The 16,600-nt window shown below is 62.3% G+C and carries 11 protein-coding genes; 8 read left to right on the top strand and 3 right to left on the bottom strand.

Annotated features, from left to right (window positions below):
* From VIE67_RS06870 to pilH, 7 genes are all read left to right on the top strand, one after another.
* The coding region (locus VIE67_RS06870; RefSeq protein WP_332024590.1) for a bifunctional 2',3'-cyclic-nucleotide 2'-phosphodiesterase/3'-nucleotidase at nucleotides 1–1,975 on the top strand (1,975 nt) is incomplete at its 5' end.
* An 898-nt stretch (nucleotides 1,976–2,873) separates the two neighbouring features.
* The gene (locus VIE67_RS06865) at nucleotides 2,874–3,851 is read left to right on the top strand and encodes a GNAT family N-acetyltransferase (RefSeq protein ID WP_332024589.1); all 978 of its coding nucleotides are present in this window, start codon (nucleotides 2,874–2,876) and stop codon (nucleotides 3,849–3,851) included.
* A gap of 149 nt (nucleotides 3,852–4,000) precedes the next feature.
* The gene (locus VIE67_RS06860) at nucleotides 4,001–6,892 is read left to right on the top strand and encodes a 2-oxoglutarate dehydrogenase E1 component (protein ID WP_332024587.1); all 2,892 of its coding nucleotides are present in this window, start codon (nucleotides 4,001–4,003) and stop codon (nucleotides 6,890–6,892) included.
* A gap of 192 nt (nucleotides 6,893–7,084) precedes the next feature.
* On the top strand, nucleotides 7,085–8,332 hold the full coding sequence (odhB, locus tag VIE67_RS06855) for a 2-oxoglutarate dehydrogenase complex dihydrolipoyllysine-residue succinyltransferase (protein WP_332024585.1): 1,248 nt from the start codon (nucleotides 7,085–7,087) through the stop codon (nucleotides 8,330–8,332).
* A 141-nt stretch (nucleotides 8,333–8,473) separates the two neighbouring features.
* Complete coding sequence (gene lpdA, locus VIE67_RS06850; RefSeq protein WP_332024583.1) at nucleotides 8,474–9,898, top strand: dihydrolipoyl dehydrogenase; 1,425 nt, start codon at nucleotides 8,474–8,476, stop codon at nucleotides 9,896–9,898.
* A 6-nt stretch (nucleotides 9,899–9,904) separates the two neighbouring features.
* Nucleotides 9,905–10,900, top strand: a complete 996-nt coding sequence (locus VIE67_RS06845; RefSeq protein WP_332024582.1) for a YhdH/YhfP family quinone oxidoreductase — start codon at nucleotides 9,905–9,907, stop codon at nucleotides 10,898–10,900.
* A 92-nt stretch (nucleotides 10,901–10,992) separates the two neighbouring features.
* Nucleotides 10,993–11,361 (top strand): twitching motility response regulator PilH, encoded by a 369-nt coding sequence (gene pilH / locus VIE67_RS06840; protein WP_332024580.1) that lies wholly within the window; start codon nucleotides 10,993–10,995, stop codon nucleotides 11,359–11,361.
* Between the two features lie 9 nt (nucleotides 11,362–11,370).
* Here the strand turns inward: pilH and VIE67_RS06835 are convergent, their stop codons facing one another.
* Together VIE67_RS06835 and VIE67_RS06830 are read right to left on the bottom strand one after the other, a co-directional pair.
* Entirely contained in the window at nucleotides 11,371–12,258 is an 888-nt protein-coding gene (locus VIE67_RS06835) for a DnaJ C-terminal domain-containing protein (RefSeq protein WP_332024578.1), read from the bottom strand.
* Between the two features lie 140 nt (nucleotides 12,259–12,398).
* Complete coding sequence (locus tag VIE67_RS06830) at nucleotides 12,399–12,818, bottom strand: Hsp20/alpha crystallin family protein (protein WP_414707306.1); 420 nt, start codon at nucleotides 12,816–12,818, stop codon at nucleotides 12,399–12,401.
* Between the two features lie 191 nt (nucleotides 12,819–13,009).
* Between VIE67_RS06830 and VIE67_RS06825 the strand changes: the two genes are divergently transcribed.
* The gene (locus VIE67_RS06825) at nucleotides 13,010–13,486 is read left to right on the top strand and encodes a peroxiredoxin (protein WP_332024574.1); all 477 of its coding nucleotides are present in this window, start codon (nucleotides 13,010–13,012) and stop codon (nucleotides 13,484–13,486) included.
* A gap of 120 nt (nucleotides 13,487–13,606) precedes the next feature.
* Here VIE67_RS06825 and gyrA read toward each other — a convergent pair whose 3' ends face one another.
* Entirely contained in the window at nucleotides 13,607–16,216 is a 2,610-nt protein-coding gene (gyrA, locus tag VIE67_RS06820; RefSeq protein ID WP_332024572.1) for a DNA gyrase subunit A, read from the bottom strand.
* Nucleotides 16,217–16,600 lie beyond the last annotated feature (384 nt).

Here is a 16,600-nt window from a genome sequence, read left to right as displayed (position 1 = left end):
TGCCAGCCTTGTCCTTGTCGCCTGCGCGATGCAAAGGCCGGATCATCAGGCTGCGCCGGCGGCCGGCACGCGCACGCGGATCGGCATTCTGGAAACGACCGACATCCATTCCAACATCATGAGCTACGACTACTTCAAGCTCGCCGAGGACCGCAACCTCGGTTTCGAGCGCGCAGCCGAGTTGATCCGCACGGCGCGCAAGGAATTCGAAAACAGCCTGACCTTCGATGCAGGCGATACGATCCAGGGCACGGCACTGGCCGACTGGCAGGCGCAGGTCAAACCGCTGCCTTGCGATCAGGAACTGGCCATCTACAAGGCGATGGACGCGGTCGGCTACGACGCCGGCACGATCGGCAATCACGAATTCAATTACGGTCTACCCTTTCTTAGCCAGGTCACCGGCACTGCTTTCAATATCACTGGCGTTCCGGTGGAAAAATGCAAGGGTCCGCATTTCCCGCTGGTGCTGTCGAATGTATTCAGCGTCAAGGACGGCAAGCCGCTGTACGCGCCATGGCGCGTGCTGACGCGCACGTTTCATGCGAACGCAGCCGACGGCAGTGCACGTGATGTGACGCTGCGCATCGGCCTGCTCGGCTTCACGCCCACCGGCATCATGGAGTGGGACAAGCGCAACCTCGACGGCAAGGTCACGGTCATGGGTGTGGTCGAAGCGGCACAGAAATATCTGCCGGAATTGCACAAGGCCGGCGTCGATCTCGTGATCGCGATCGTGCACGGCGGCATCGACACCTCGCCATATTCGGCGAAAACCGAGAATGCCGGCTGGCACCTCGCCGGCGTGCCGGGCATCGACGCGATCCTGCTCGGCCATTCGCACCAGATCTTTCCGAGTCCGGGCGATGCTAAAGCGCGTTACGCGCATCTGCCGGAAGTCGACAACGAGCGCGGCTTCATCCGCGGTGTGCCCGCGGTCATGGGCAACTACTACGGCAAGAACATCGGGCTGATCGATCTGTCACTGGTGTATCAGGACGGCCGCTGGCAGATCGATCGCGCGGCCACGCACGCCGAGGTGCGCTCGGTCAAGAACGCCGATGGCAGCTATGTCGATGTCGATGCGGCGATCGCGCCGCTGGTCAAGCCCGAGCACGAAGGCACGATCGCCTACGTCAAGACGCCGATCGGCAGTAGCGATTTCGAGATGAGCACCTATTTCGTCGCCGCCGGCGACACCTCCGCACTGCAGATCGTCGACACGGCGGAACGCGAATATGTGGAGAAGTATATAAAAGCCAATCTGCCGCAATTCGCGGACGTGCCCGTGCTCGCGGCCGCCTCGCCGTTCAAGGCCGGCTTCGGCGGCCCACTCGACTACACCGACGTCAAGGCCGGACGGCTCGCTATCGCCAATGCCGCCGACCTGTATCTCTATCCGAACACCGTCACGGCAGTGAAGATCGACGGCGCCGGCATCAAGGCATGGCTGGAAAAATCTGCAAGCTGGTTCCAGCGCATCGACCCCACGAAATCCGAAGCGCAGGAGTTGATCAACACGCGGGTTCCGACCTATACCTTCGACGTGATCCAGGGCGGCTTGACCTATGCCATCGACGTTACCCAGCCCGTCGGGCAGCGGATCGGCGATCTGCGCTATCGCGATCGGCCCTTGAGCGACGCGCAGCCGTTTATCGTGGTGACGAACAATTATCGCGCGAGCGGCGGCGAACATTTCCCCGGACTCGATGGCAGCAATATCGTGATCTCGGCGCCCGATGCGAACCGCGACGTGCTGATCGCCGCGATCCGCGACGCGCGCGAAATCACGCGCGCTCGCTTCGGCAACGATCACAATTGGCACTTCGCACACGTGAAAACCGCGGGCCCCGTGGTCTTCACCTCGGCGGCCGGCAAACTCGATCTCGCCCGCGCCGCGGGCCTTGAGAATGTCACATTGTGGAAGGACAACGGCGACGGTTCGGCGGTCTACTCACTCGACTTGTCGCGCTGACGCGCACTGTCTGCGCCTGGGTTCATCTTCGTTCGTTATACCGCTTAATCCGCTCGTCATTCCAGCGGAAGCTGGAATCCATCGTGACCTTGCTTTGCTTGTCGGAAAGCACGAGCTTTCACTCGCCTGCGGCGAGCAAGTTACTTTTGCCATTGCGCAAAAGTAACCAAAAGGCTAGGCGCCCGACGCGGTGTTTCGCTGCGCATCGTGCGCAGCGAAATCCCCTGTGCTTCTCGGCTGCGGCGGGGCTCGCTTGATGTACATCCGTGTACATTCGCTCACGCGCGCGCATCCGGCAACTGCTCCTGCGTTGCTCTACCTCCGGCATCCATGCCGTCGCGTGCGCGCGCCCCTGCGGGCAGTTTCCGCCGCCGCCTGCGATGCTCGGCACCGCGAAGGCCGCCGGTTATTCCACGAACCCGTCCATCCCTGGACTACGTTGTCTGGTTGCGGTGTGCCTACAGCTTTGCTGTTGATCCGGGTCCCCCTTTGCCGCGGCGAGGGCACGGCGGAATCGTCCGTGAGGAGGGCGCGCACGACGTGCGCCCGTTCGCGAATGGACATGGATGTCCATCAAGCGAACCCCGTCGTGACCTCGCGCACTCGCAGGGCGAAGCCCGTAGAGCGCGGCATCGGGGGCGGCCTCTCTTTGGTTACTTTCTCTTGGCTGGTGAAGAGAAAGTGACCCGCTCGCCGCAGGCGAGTGGAAGCCGTTGCTTCCGGAAGAACCAAAAAGCGAGGAGCTGGATTCCCGCCTGCGCGGGAATGACGAGCTAGGGCAAAGGCACTGGATTCCCGTGTTCGCGGGAATCACGAGCGGAGATGGACGCCTGCATGCGCCGGTATAACGAGTGAGTGACACAAGCGCCCGCGGCCAGCGATACAATTGCGCAAACCCATGCGCGTGGACAGCGTAATGATCGACAACAATTTCAGCGCGGAGCCGGTCGACTGGTCGAACCCGCGTCAGCGCGACGCGTGCCGCGCGGTGCGCGAGGAAGTGTTCGTCGTTGAGCAACGGGTGCCGCAGACCGAAGAATGGGATGAACTCGATGCGGTCTCGCAGCATGTGGTCGCGCGCGACCTCGACGGCCAGACGATCGGCACCGGACGCCTGGCGCCGCCGCAAGCGGATGCGCCGCCACGCATCGGCCGCATGGCGGTACTCAAGAGCTGGCGCGGCCGCCACGTCGGCGAGGCGATCCTGCATGCACTGATCGATCGCGCACGCACGTTGGGCTACCTCAGCCTCGAGTTGCATGCGCAGTCGCATGCGCTGGCGTTCTATGCGCGCTTCGGTTTCACGGCGTACGGCGAGGAATTCTTCGAGTGCGAGATCGCGCACCGGCACATGCGCCGCGAACTCGAACCACTGCGTGGGCCGGACCGCAACACGCCGGTGCGCGGTGTCGCAATCGCCTCGCGCGAACAGGCGGCGGCGGCGATGCTGGCCCTGATTCAAGCGGCAAAATGCGAACTGCGTCTGTATACGCGCGACCTCGATCCCGCATTGCTCGACAACGAAGCCGCGCTCGCGGCGCTCAAACGTCTCGCGCTGGCCGCGCACGGCACCGGTATTCGCATACTCGTGCTCGACCCGCAGACCGTCCTGCAGCGCGGGCAGCGTCTGGTCGCGCTCGCGCGCAGGCTGAGCAGCGGCATCGCCCTGCGCACGCCGGGCGCGGAGGATCGCGACTATGCCGGCGCGTTCTGCCTCAACGATGTCAACGGTTATCTGTTTCGGCCGTCGGCGGAGCGTTACGAAGGCGATGCGGCGGCATACGGACCCGGGCGCCACGTGCAGTTGCAGGAGTACTTCAATCAGGTCTGGGAACGTGCCGAACCCTGCGAGGAAGCGCGCCGGATCGACCTGTGACATGCGTCTTGGTATGGGCTACGCCGGCATGTGACAAAGTGTCACTCGCGGGCGCGTTCGGCGTATAATTCGCGGCCGCGATCCGCTGCCCGTTTCGATAGGGCGATCGGTCGAATCGCACCTGTTTTCCCCCGGTCCGGTATGCCAGCGTGAGCGCCAACCTACTCCAGCAATTCGCCGAATCCTCGCAGCTTTCCGGCGGCAATGCCGCCTTTGTCGAAGACCTGTACGAAAGCTATCTGCGCGATCCCACATCGGTCGCCGCGGAGTGGAAAAAATACTTCGACACGTTCAAGGGCCGCGAAGCGGGCGACGTTCCGCACAGCGACGCGATCATCCGTATCGAGCGCGCACAGAAGCTGAACGGTCACGCAGCTCTCAACGGTAGCGCGGCGCTGACCGGACCCGATCCGCAGGGTCAGAAACAGGCCGGCGTTTCCAAACTCGTGACCGCCTATCGTTCGCGCGGCCACCTCGCCGCCAAGCTCGATCCGTTGAACATGGAAGGAACCTTTCCCGAGGCGGACCTGCGCGCGATCGGGCTACTGCCGCGCCCGGGCGCTCCCGATCTCGATCCGGCCTTCCACGGTCTCGGTGCGACCGATCTGGATACCGAGTTCGCCACCGGCTTTCTCGGCGGTCCGCCGCGCCTGAAGCTGCGCGATCTGGTCGAACGGCTGAAGAAGACCTACACCGGTGGTATCGGCGCGGAATTCATGCACATCCGCGACGTCGTCGAACGGCGCTGGATGCACCAGCAGATCGAAAGCGCCGGCGGCAACTATGGACTTTCGCTCGATGAAAAACGCGGCCTGCTCGACAAGCTCGTCCAGGCCGATGGCCTGGAACGCTATCTGCACACGAAATATGTCGGCCAGAAGCGCTTCTCGCTTGAGGGCGGCGACAGCCTGATTCCGCTGGTTGGCGAAATGCTCAATCGCGGCGCGAGCGACGGCCTCAAGGATCTGGTCGTCGGCATGGCGCATCGCGGCCGCCTGAACGTACTGGTTAACATCCTCGGCAAGGCGCCGAACAAGCTGTTTGCGGAATTCGAGCAAAAATTCGATCACCCCGACGATCCAGCGCACTCGGGCGACGTGAAATACCACATGGGGTTTTCCGCCGACGTGAAGGCCGGCGACAAGACCGTGCACGTGGTGCTCGCGTTCAATCCCTCGCATCTGGAAATCGTCAATCCCGTGGCCGCAGGTTCGGTACGCGCGCGGCAGACGCACCGGCACGACATCGAACTCGAACAGGTGTTGCCGGTGCTGATCCACGGCGACGCCGCATTCTCCGGCCAGGGCGTGAACATGGAACTGTTCAACATGTCGCAGGCGCGCGGCTTTGGTATCGGCGGCATCGTGCATGTCGTGATCAACAACCAGGTCGGCTTCACGATTTCCAATCCGCACGATGCGCGCTCGACGCTGTATTGCACCGACGTGGCCAAGATGGTCAATGCGCCGGTGCTGCATGTGAACGGCGACGATCCCGAAGCCGTGCTGTTCGTCGCGCGCCTCGCGTTCGACTATCGCGCCAAGTTCAAGCGCGACGTGGTCATCGATCTGGTCTGCTATCGCCGCCACGGCCACAACGAAGCGGATGAACCGGCCGCGACACAACCCTTGATGTACCAAGTCATCCGTGCGCGCCCGACCGCGCGCGAGCTGTACGCAAAACAACTCGTCGCCGACGGCGTGATCGCCGACGGCGATGCGCAGAAAATGGTCGACGCCTACCGCGCCAAGCTCGATGCCGGGCTGCCGATCGCCAATCTCGATCCGAATTTCAAGGACGCGTTCGCCGTCGACTGGACGCGCCATCTCGGCGCGCAACTCAATCAGCTCGTGAACACCGGCGTCGCCAAAGACAAGCTCGCCGCGTTGAACGCGGTGATTCTTGCCAAGCCCGCCGATTTCACCCTGCATCCGCGCGTCGCGAAAATCTACGAAGACCGCGTGAAGATGGCCGCCGGCGAACAAGCCATGGATTGGGGCTTTGCCGAAAACCTCGCCTACGCCACGATCATCGACGACGGCTACGATCTGCGCCTGGTCGGCCAGGACGTGGGGCGCGGCACCTTCTTCCATCGGCATGCCGTACTGCACGACCAGACCAGCGGCCGCGATATCACGCCGCTGGCCAGCGTGCGCAAGGATGCGACCGTTGCCGTGGTCGATTCGCTGCTCAGCGAAGAAGCCGTAATGGCATTCGAGTACGGCTACAGCACATCGGAACCGCGCACCCTGGTGCTCTGGGAAGGCCAGTTCGGCGACTTCGCCAACGGCGCGCAAGTCGTGATCGACCAGTTCATCTCCTCGGGCGAAGCCAAGTGGCAGCGCTATTCGGGGCTCGTGCTGCTGCTGCCGCATGGTTACGAGGGGCAAGGACCGGAGCACTCCTCGGCGCGCCTCGAGCGTTATCTGCAACTGTGCGCGCTGGACAACATGCAGGTCTGCGTGCCGACGACACCAGCGCAGATGTTCCACCTGTTGCGCCGGCAGATGGTGCGCGACGTGCGCAAGCCGCTGATCGTGCTGACGCCCAAGTCCCTGCTGCGCCACAAGCTGGCGGTTTCCACTCTGGACGAACTCGCCGGAGGCGGTTTCCAATTGGCGATACCTGACACCACCGCGAAGAGCGCGAAAAAGGTACGCCGCGTCGTGCTGTGTGCGGGCAAGGTCTACTACGACCTGATCGAGGAAGCGGCCAAGCGCAAGCTGACCGATGTCGCCATCCTGCGCGTCGAGCAGCTGTATCCGTTCCCGCGTCCGGAGGTCAAGGCCGAACTCGCGAAATACTCAGCCGTGCAGGAAGTAGTGTGGTGTCAGGAAGAGCCGCAGAACCAAGGCGCCTGGTATCAGATCAAGCATCATCTGGTGGACTGCATCGCCGACGAGCACTCGCTGCACTACGCCGGCCGCCTGCGCTCGCCGGCGCCGGCCTGCGGGCATCTCAACACGCACATGGTCGAACAGGCCGCGTTGGTCGCCGATGCACTGGTCAACCCGCCCGGCACCGATTTCGCCGCGGATTGATCCACTGTTTGGTTGCTGTCGAGTCAAGATCAAGAGATTTCAACACGAAGGACGCGAAGGAAAAGCAAACGAAGGACACGAAGAAAGCAGATTTGTCGCTTGGGCACTTCTTCGTGTTCTCCGTGTTCTCTGTGGTTCAATCTTCGGTTGCTGTTAGATATACAAGTATATATTTTCAAAAAAGGACATCTCATGACGCTCGAAGTCAAAGTTCCGGTTCTGCCCGAATCCGTCGCCGACGCCACCATCGCCAGCTGGCACAAGAAGGCCGGCGACGCGGTCAAGCGCGACGAGAATCTGGTCGATCTGGAAACCGACAAGGTCGTACTCGAAGTACCGGCTCCGGCCGACGGCGTGCTCAAGGAAATCAAGTTCGAAACCGGCGCGACCGTGACCAGCCAGCAGGTGCTCGCGATACTCGAAGAAGGCGCGGCCGCGGCTGCATCTGCCGCATCGTCGGCCCCGGCTGTGACTAGTCCTTCGGTCACCATTTCGGGACTCGGGACTCGGGACTCGGGACTCGGGAAAGCCAGCGCCATCGAAGACCTCTCCCCAGCCGGCCGTCGCGTCGCCACAGAGAACAAGATCGATCCTTCACAGGTCGCCGGCAGCGGCCGTGGTGGTCAGGTGACCAAGGAAGACCTGGTCAACTACATGAATACACCGAACGCTGCGCCTGCTTCTCCGGGCCCCGAGTCCCGAGCCCCGAGCCCCGCGCTCGCGCCGGCAAGACCCGGCCCGCGCAGCGAAGAACGCGTGCCGATGACGCGCATGCGCGCGAAGATCGCCGAGCGCCTGATGCAGTCGAAGAATTCGATCGCGATGCTGACCTCGTTCAACGAGATCAACCTGTCCAAGGTCGCCGCGATGCGCAAGGAACTGGGCGAACAGTTCGAGAAGGCCAACGGCATCAAGCTTGGCTTCATGAGCTTCTTCGTCAAGGCCGCGGCCGAAGCCTTGAAGCGCCACCCGGTCGTCAACGCCTCGGTCGACGGCAACGACGTCATCTATCACGGCTATCAGGATATCTCCGTTGCCGTTTCCACCGACAGGGGTCTGGTCACGCCGGTGCTGCGCGATACGCAGAACATGGGCTTCGCCGATATCGAAAAAGCGATCGCCGCGTTTGCCAGGAAGGCGCGCGAAGGCGGCCTGACGCTCGAAGACCTGCAGGGCGGCACATTCACGATCACCAATGGCGGCACGTTCGGTTCGCTGTTCTCCACGCCGATCGTCAACCCGCCGCAAAGTGCGATCCTCGGCATGCACACGATCAAGGAACGCGCGATCGTCGAAAACGGCGCCGTCGTCGCCGCGCCGATGATGTACGTCGCGATCAGCTACGACCATCGTGTCATCGACGGCAAAGATGCCGTGCTGTTCCTGGTCGATATCAAGAACCAGCTCGAGAATCCGCAGCGGATGCTGCTTGGTATATAACTTCGAAAGCCGGGATTCGGGACTCGGGACTCGGGACTCGGCGAAACAAAAGCAAGAGAGGACTTACGGACGCCGGAGCTATGCTCCTTCGAGTCCCGAGTCCCGAGTCCCGAGTCCCGCATTCAAGGACTCCGAATCATCATGTCAGATCAATTCGACGTCATCGTCATCGGCGCCGGCCCGGCCGGTTATCACGCAGCGATCCGTGCCGCGCAGCTGGGCCTGAAAACGGCCTGCGTCGACAACTTCATCGGCAAGGACGGCAAGCTCGCGCTCGGTGGCACCTGCCTCAACGTCGGCTGCATTCCGTCGAAGGCGCTGCTCGATTCATCCAAACAGTTTCATCTGCTGACGCATTCGTTCAAGGATCACGGCATCAGCGCCACCAATCCGGCAATCGATGTCGCCACGATGGTCGGGCGCAAGGACAAGATCGTCAAACAGTTCACCGGCGGCGTCGCCCTGCTGTTCAAGGGCAACAAGGTCACTACTTATGGCGGCTACGCCACGTTGCAGCCCAATCACGTCGTCTCGGTCAAGGGATTCGACAACAAGGTGATCGAACTCACGGCGCCCAATATCGTGCTCGCCGCAGGCTCGACGTCGATCGAGCTGCCGTTTGCGAAATTCGACAACAAGCTGATCGTGGACAATGCTGGTGCGCTCGATCTGGATGCAGTGCCGAAGCGCTTGGGCGTGATCGGCGCGGGTGTGATCGGCCTCGAACTCGGCAGCGTGTGGCGCCGGCTCGGCGCCGAAGTCACGATCCTCGAAGCGCTGCCGGATTTTCTCGGCACAGCGGACAAGGATATCGCCAAGGTCGCCGCGCGCGAATTCGCCAAGCAGGGCCTCGATATCAAGCTTGGCGCAAAGGTCAGCAAGGCCGAGATCAAGGACAAGACCGTCGAACTCACCTACACCGATGCCAAGGGCGAACAGAAGACCGTCGTCGACAAATTGCTGGTCGCGGTCGGCCGCCGCGCCGCAACTTCAGGCCTGCTTGCCGAGGGCACGGGCGTTCAACTCGACGAGCGCGGCCGCATCGTGGTCGACGAACATTGCCATACCGGGGCCGAAGGCATCTGGGCGGTCGGCGACTGCGTGCGCGGCCCGATGCTCGCGCACAAGGGTTTCGAGGAAGGCATCGCCGTCGCGGAACTGATCGCCGGCAAGCCCGGTCACATCAACTACGACACGATTCCCTGGGTGATCTACACCGAACCGGAAATCGCCTGGGTCGGCAAGACCGAAGCCGAGCTCAAGGCCGCAGGTATTCCCTACAAGACAGGAAGCTTCCCGTTTGCGGCAGTCGGCCGCGCGGTCGCGATGAACGAAACCGCGGGCCAGGTCAAAGTGATCGCGCATGCGCAAACCGACCGCATCCTCGGTGTGCATATGGTCGGTCCGGGCGTATCCGAACTGATTTCCGAAGCCGTCGTGGCGATGGAATTCCACGGCTCGGCCGAAGACCTCGCGCGCATCGTGCACGCACATCCGACGTTGAGCGAAGCCGTGCACGAGGCGGCCTTGTCGGTGGACAAGCGCTCGATACACAAGATCAACTGAGGCCGCATGAGCGCCAACGAGTCCTTCCAGGCCTTCCGCATCCACGCCGATCGCGACAACTATCGCGCCGGCGTCGAGGAGATGCGCATCGAGGATCTGTCGCCCGGCGAGGTCGTAGTCAAGGTCGCCTACTCGTCGGTCAATTTCAAGGATGCGCTGGCCGGCACCGGCAAAGGCAAGATCCTGCGCAACTCTCCGCTTAATGGCGGCATCGATGCGGCGGGCTACGTCGTCGCATCGAGCGACGCGGCCTTCAGGGAAGGCGATCAGGTTCTGGTGACCGGCTGCGGCCTGTCGGAAACGCGCGACGGCGGTTATGCGCAATACGCACGGCTAGAATCGAAATGGACGATTCCACTGCCCTCCGGACTGACCCTGCGCGAGTCGATGATACTCGGCACGGCCGGTTTCACCGCCGCGCTGTCGTTGTATAGAATGCTGCAAAATGGACAAGTACCGTCGATGGGGCCGATCGTCGTCACCGGCGCGACCGGCGGTGTCGGTTCGCTGGCGATCGATATTCTGACGCGCGCCGGGTTCGAAGCGCACGCGATCAGCGGCAAGCTGGAACACTTCGACGATCTGATCGCGCTAGGTGCCAAACAGTGCATCTCGCGCAAGGATCTGTACTGGGGCCAGCGCCCGCTCGAAACCAGCCGCTGGGCCGGTGCGATCGACAATGTCGGCGGCGAGATGCTTGCGGGGCTGACGCGGGTCATTCACCCTTACGGCAATATCGCCAGCTGCGGTCTTGCCGCCGCGCCGGAACTGGCGACCACGGTGATGCCGTTTATCCTGCGCGGCTTGAGCGTGCTTGGCATCGCTTCGGCCGGCACCGCGCGCGATATCCGCGACGCGGTATGGCAACATCTGGCGAACGACTGGAAGCCGGCGCACTTGGCGCGCATTGCGACGCGCGAGGTCGGCCTCGACGGATTGCCCGAGGTGTTCGAGCGCATGCTCGCGGGCGGCTCGTTCGGGCGCAGCGTGGTCCGCCTGTGAAACCGGATGATTTGGACGGGTCCAGTTGGTAGCTTGGTCAACTGCGCATACAATGTGCGATCCCTGTTTTTCACGCTGGCAAAGGTTTTCTCATGGCGCGCATTCTGATCGTTGACGATTCGCCCACCCAGTTGCTCAGCCTCAAACGCATCGTCGAAAAACTCGGACATGGCGTGCTCACGGCCGCGGACGGCGCCGCCGGCGTGGAAATCGCCAAGCGCGAAATTCCCGATCTGATCCTGATGGACGTGGTCATGCCGAATCTCAACGGCTTCCAGGCTACGCGCACGATTGCCCGCGATGCGAAAACCAGTCATATCCCGGTGGTCCTGGTCACCACCAAGGGGCAGGACACCGACAAGGTCTGGGGTATGCGCCAGGGCGCCAAAGCCTACGTCACCAAGCCGATTGACGAGAAGGCGCTCGCGCAGACGATCCGGACAATCTTGCCGGCGTCGTAGGACGCGCGATTACGCCGGCTCGGCGAACTCCTTCGCCATTTCCTCGTAGAGCTTGCGCTGCGCATCGGTACGCGCGGGCGGCGCGTGGATTTCCAGGGTGACGAACTGATCCCCCGGTTCCTTTCCGGGCATGCCGCGCCCGCGCAGGCGCATGCGTTTGCCGCCATCGGAACCCGGCGGTATGCGCAGCTCGACATCGCCCGCAAGCGTCGGTACGGTCACCGCCCCGCCAAGCGCGGCTTGCCACGGCGCGACGGCCAGGGTCAGCAACACGTTGCGTCCGTCCAATTGAAAACGGGGGTCGCCGCGCACGCCGATCTCCAGAATCAGATCGCCCGAAGGCGCGCCCTGCATGCCTGGCGTACCCTGTCCGCTCAGACGAATCTGCTGACCGGGCAGAATGCCGGCCGGAATCTTCACTTCGAGCACACGCTCGCCGCCGTTGGCATCGCGCAGCGTGATGCGCTCGCGGCCACCGCTGAATGCGGTGGCCAGCGGAATCTCGACGCGGGCCTGCATGTCGCGCCCGCGCCGCGGACCGGGACGCCCGCGCGGCCCCGCGCGGTTGCCGAACAGCGATTCGAAGAAATCGCTGAAGCCACCTTCACCGAGATCGGAGAAATCGAAACCTTCGCCCTCGCCGAAATTCGGCGGCGGATGAAATTCCTGACCCGGCCGATAGCCCTGCGCGCGGAGCTGATCGTAGGCGCGGCGCTTAGCCGGGTCCTTGAGCGCCTCGTAGGCTTCGTTCGCCGCCTTGAATTTCTCCTCGGCACCGGTCTCCTTGCTCACATCGGGATGGAACTTGCGCGCCAGCTTGCGGTAAGCGGATTTGATTTCCGCCTCGCTCGCCTCGGGCTTTACGCCAAGAATGTCGTAATAGTCTTTGAACTGCATGTGTGTCGTCACCTTTGCGATCGTCCTGGATCGCGAAGATCAAGAAGCGGTCATCCCTGGCCGCACTTCTCATCAAAAACAACCAAACCCGCGGCCAGCATAGCCGACCACGGGTACAGATCAACAGATGAACCGAAGGCTTAGTGCGTCACTTCGATCTTGCGCGGCGCGGCTTGCGGCTTCTTCGGGATGGAAACTTCCAGCACGCCGTGCTTGCCGACCGCACTGATGCCTTCCGCATCGACGCTGTCCGGCAGCGAGAAAGTGCGCAGGAAGGTACCGGAGCTGCGCTCGACGCGCGTCAACTTGCCGTTCTCTTCCTTGGCCTCGGAAGCGCGCGCGCCCTTGATCGAGAGCAGGCCCTTGTCCGTGCTGATTTCGATGTCCTTGGGCTCGACGCCCGGGATGTCGGCGAGAATCACGAAGCGCTGCTGTTCCTCGCGGATATCCACGCGCGGCGTCCACTCGCCGGCTTGCTCGCCATCGGCGGAGAAGCGGTTGCATACATGGCGGGTGTCGTTCTCTCCGCGCTGCGGGCGCGCCCAGGAATGGTATTGCATGATGGTCATATCGGTTCCTCAATGGAGTTCGGGCCGGATCGCCCGCTGGCCACAAAGATGCGGATGCCGGCAAATTTTTCAAGAGCGCGTGTTGCCGCGGATTTATCATTTCGCCGCTCTGTGATTGGCCGCACTTTGGTTTGGCCGTATCATCAGCATCCCTACCAGCGCACACCCACAAGGCGAAAACCATGACGATCAAGGTTGGCGACACCATTCCGAATGTCACGTTGAACTATCTCAAGGACGGCGTGCAGGCGATCAACACCGACGAGATATTCAAGGGCAAGAAAGTCGTGCTGTTCTCGGTACCCGGCGCGTTTACGCCGACCTGCTCGGCCAAGCATCTGCCGGGATATGTGGAGAAGTTCGCAGAGTTTAAAAGTAAAGGAGTGGACGTCGCCTGCATCGCGGTCAATGACGCCTTCGTGATGGACGCCTGGTCGAAGAATCAGCACGTACCCGAAGGCCTGTGGATGCTCGCCGACGGCAACGGCACGTTCACCAAGGCGCTGGGTCTGGAAATGGACGGCACCGCGTTCGGCCTCGGCATGCGCGGCAAACGTTTCGGCCTTTACGCCGACAATGGTGTGGTCAAGCAATTGCACCTGGAAGCGCCGGGTGAATTCAAGGTATCCGACGCCGCTTCTATGCTCGCGGTCATTTGATCGCCCCGCCAGTGTGTAGGCTGGGCTGAAAAGCCCAGCGCCGTTGTTTCAATGATGAAAAGAATCTGGGCTTGTCAGCCCAGCCTACACCGCCTGATCAGCGCTACCGAGCATGAAAATTTATGGCGTCGGATCGGCCGCGTGCTCGACCGCCGGCTCGCCGGCTTCGCCGTTTTCGTCGCCGCCGAGATTTTCGATGCCGACGACGCCGACCAGCGCTTCGTCCGCAGGCAGACGGATCAGGGTGACGCCCTGCGTATTGCGGCCGACGCGCGCGATTTCCGCGGCGCGCGTGCGTACCAGGGTGCCCTGATTCGAGATCAGCATGAGTTCGTGCGCATCATCGAGTTGCACGGCGCCGACGAGGTTGCCGTTGCGCGCCGAACACTGGATCGCGATCACACCCTGGGTACCGCGGCCCTTGCGCGGATAGTCGGCAAGTTCGGTGCGTTTGCCGAAGCCGTGCTCGGTCGCGGTCAGGATATCGCCTTCACCTTCGGCCACGATCATCGACACGACGTTCGCGTCGGCGGCGAGACGAATGCCGCGCACGCCCGATGCGGTACGGCCCATCGAGCGCACTTCGTCCTCGGCGAAGCGCACGGCCTTGCCGTTCGAGGCGAACAGCATCACGTCGCGCGTGCCGTCGGTGAGCTGCACATCGACCAGCGCATCGCCTTCGTCGAGACCGATCGCGATCTTGCCCTTCTGCAGCTGGAACGCGAATTCGGTCAGCGGCGTCTTCTTCACCGTACCCTGGCGCGTGGCGAAAAACACGTAACGCGCAGCCGCGGATTCACGAATGAAATCGGCGCGCACCGGCAGCACCGCCTGCACCTTCTCGCCTTCCTCCAGTTGCAGCAGGTTGACGATCGGCCGGCCGCGCGAGTTCGGACCCGCATCCGGGATTTTGTATACTTTTAGCCAGTACACGCGGCCGAGGCTGGTGAACGCAAGCAAAATGTCGTGCGTATTGACCACCCACAGACGCCCGACGAAATCCTCTTCCTTGATCGCGGTCGCCATGCGTCCCTTGCCACCGCGCTTCTGCGCGCGATAGATGCTCACCGGCTGGCGCTTGGCATAACCGGCGTGCGAGAGCGTGACGACGACGTCTTCCGGCGCGATCAGGTCGAGCACATCGAGATCTTCCTGACTGGACTGGATCACGGTGCGGCGTGCATCGCCGTACTGCTGTTTGATCTCGTTCAGTTCGTCGCGGATCACCTGCAGCAGGCGGTCTGGATTCATCAGGATGTCGATCAGGCCGGCGATCGCCGCGAGCAGTTCCTTGTACTCGTCGGTCAGCTTTTCCTGTTCGAGACCGGTGAGTCGGGCCAGGCGCATTTCCAGAATCTGCTGCGCCTGCACGTCGGACAACTGGTACCCGTCCGCGGACAGGCCGACGTTCGGCGCCAGGTCCTCCGGCTTGGATGCATCCGCGCCGGTCGCCGCGAGCAGGCTGCGTACGAGACCCGGTTGCCAGCGTCGGGCGAGCATGCGCTGTCTGGCTTCATCGCTGGATGCCGAGGTCTTGATCAGCTCGATCATCTCATCGATGTTGGCGAGCGCAACGGTCAGGCCTTCGAGTACGTGGGCGCGATCGCGCGCCTTGCGCAGTTCGAAGATCGTGCGCCGCGTGACCACTTCGCGGCGATGGCGGATGAACGCGTCGAGAATTTCCTTGAGGTTGAGCAGGCGCGGCTGGCCATCGACCAGCGCGACCATGTTGATGCCGAACGTGACCTGCATCTGCGTCTGCTGATACAGATTGTTCAGCAGCACATCGGCCATCGTGTCCTTGCGCACCTCGATGACGATGCGCATGCCATCCTTGTCAGACTCGTCGCGCAGACCGTCGGGCGAGATGCCCTCGAGCTTCTTTTCCTTGTGCAGCTCGGCGATCGCCTCGATCAGGCGCTTCTTGTTCACCTGATACGGCAGCTCGGTGACGATGATCGTCTCACGGCCGTTGTCTTCGGTTTCGATGTCCGCCTTCGCGCGTACGAGGATGCGACCGCGCCCGGTCTTGTAGGCTTCGACGATGCCGGCCGCGCCATTGATGATGCCGTAGGTCGGAAAATCCGGACCCGGCACCAGGCGCAACAACGCGTCGAAACCGATCTCCGGATCGTCGATCGTGGCGATGCAGGCGTTGATGATTTCGGTGACGTTGTGCGGCGGCACGTTGGTCGCCATGCCGACCGCGATGCCGGCCGAGCCGTTGACGAGCAGGTTCGGCAAGCGCGAAGGCAGTACGGTGGGTTCAAAATCCTTCTCATCGTAGTTCGGCTGGAAATCGACAGTTTCCTTGTCGAGATCGGACAGAAGTTCGGAAGCGAGGCGATCCAAGCGGCACTCGGTATAACGCATGGCGGCAGCGTTGTCGCCATCGACCGAGCCGAAGTTGCCCTGACCATCGACCAGCGGATAGCGCAGCGAAAAATCCTGCGCCATGCGCACGAGTGCGTCGTACACGGATTGATCGCCATGCGGATGGTATTTACCGATAACGTCGCCCACCACACGCGCGCACTTGATATAGGAGCGGTTCCACGTGTTGTTCAATTCCTGCATCGCGAAGAGCACGCGACGGTGCACCGGTTTCAGGCCATCGCGCACATCGGGCAAGGCGCGACCGACGATCACGCTCATCGCGTAATCGAGATAACTCTGCTTCATTTCGTCTTCGATATTGACGCGAATGATTTCTTTGGCCAACTCAGCCATCTTGGAATTTTTCCCGATAATTCGATGAGGACGCAGCGCGTCGCAGATGCCCGTCGGCGACTCGATTGGGCAGTGATAATTCTATCACAATCGGGGCCGATAAAGTGCCGCGAATGCGTCTAAAAAACCCTTGTTTTTTATTGACTTATGGAAGTTTTTTTAGATGCGGAATACAACCACCGGATAGCGTTCGCGCTGACCCGGAAAAATGCCAAAAACGCAGGCGAAAATTTTTACAATCTGGATTTTTATACCGACGCAATCCGGCGTATGCGCAGCAACTGATCGCGTTGCGCGGACAGAGGCCGAGGCCCGATTCCGCGCGAGAACTATTCTTGCTCAGCAGCCGGCGCGGGCTCGGCGGGTGCCTGCGGATGATGCGCC

The organism is Rudaea sp. (assembly GCF_036560865.1).
GTDB lineage: Bacteria > Pseudomonadota > Gammaproteobacteria > Xanthomonadales > Rhodanobacteraceae > Rudaea.
This window is presented reverse-complemented; position numbering and strand designations above follow the sequence as displayed.

Bases quoted from the DNA above. Each gene is read 5' to 3' on its own strand.
- pilH (WP_332024580.1), top strand. From the start codon at position 10,993: ATGGCGCGCATTCTGATCGTTGACGATTCGCCCACCCAGTTGCTCAGC.
- VIE67_RS06825 (WP_332024574.1), top strand. From the start codon at position 13,010: ATGACGATCAAGGTTGGCGACACCATTCCGAATGTCACGTTGAACTAT.
- VIE67_RS06865 (WP_332024589.1), top strand. From the start codon at position 2,874: ATGCGCGTGGACAGCGTAATGATCGACAACAATTTCAGCGCGGAGCCG.
- VIE67_RS06835 (WP_332024578.1), bottom strand. From the start codon at position 12,258: ATGCAGTTCAAAGACTATTACGACATTCTTGGCGTAAAGCCCGAGGCG.
- gyrA (WP_332024572.1), bottom strand. From the start codon at position 16,216: ATGGCTGAGTTGGCCAAAGAAATCATTCGCGTCAATATCGAAGACGAA.
- VIE67_RS06845 (WP_332024582.1), top strand. From the start codon at position 9,905: ATGAGCGCCAACGAGTCCTTCCAGGCCTTCCGCATCCACGCCGATCGC.
- odhB (WP_332024585.1), top strand. From the start codon at position 7,085: ATGACGCTCGAAGTCAAAGTTCCGGTTCTGCCCGAATCCGTCGCCGAC.
- lpdA (WP_332024583.1), top strand. From the start codon at position 8,474: ATGTCAGATCAATTCGACGTCATCGTCATCGGCGCCGGCCCGGCCGGT.
- VIE67_RS06830 (WP_414707306.1), bottom strand. From the start codon at position 12,818: ATGCAATACCATTCCTGGGCGCGCCCGCAGCGCGGAGAGAACGACACC.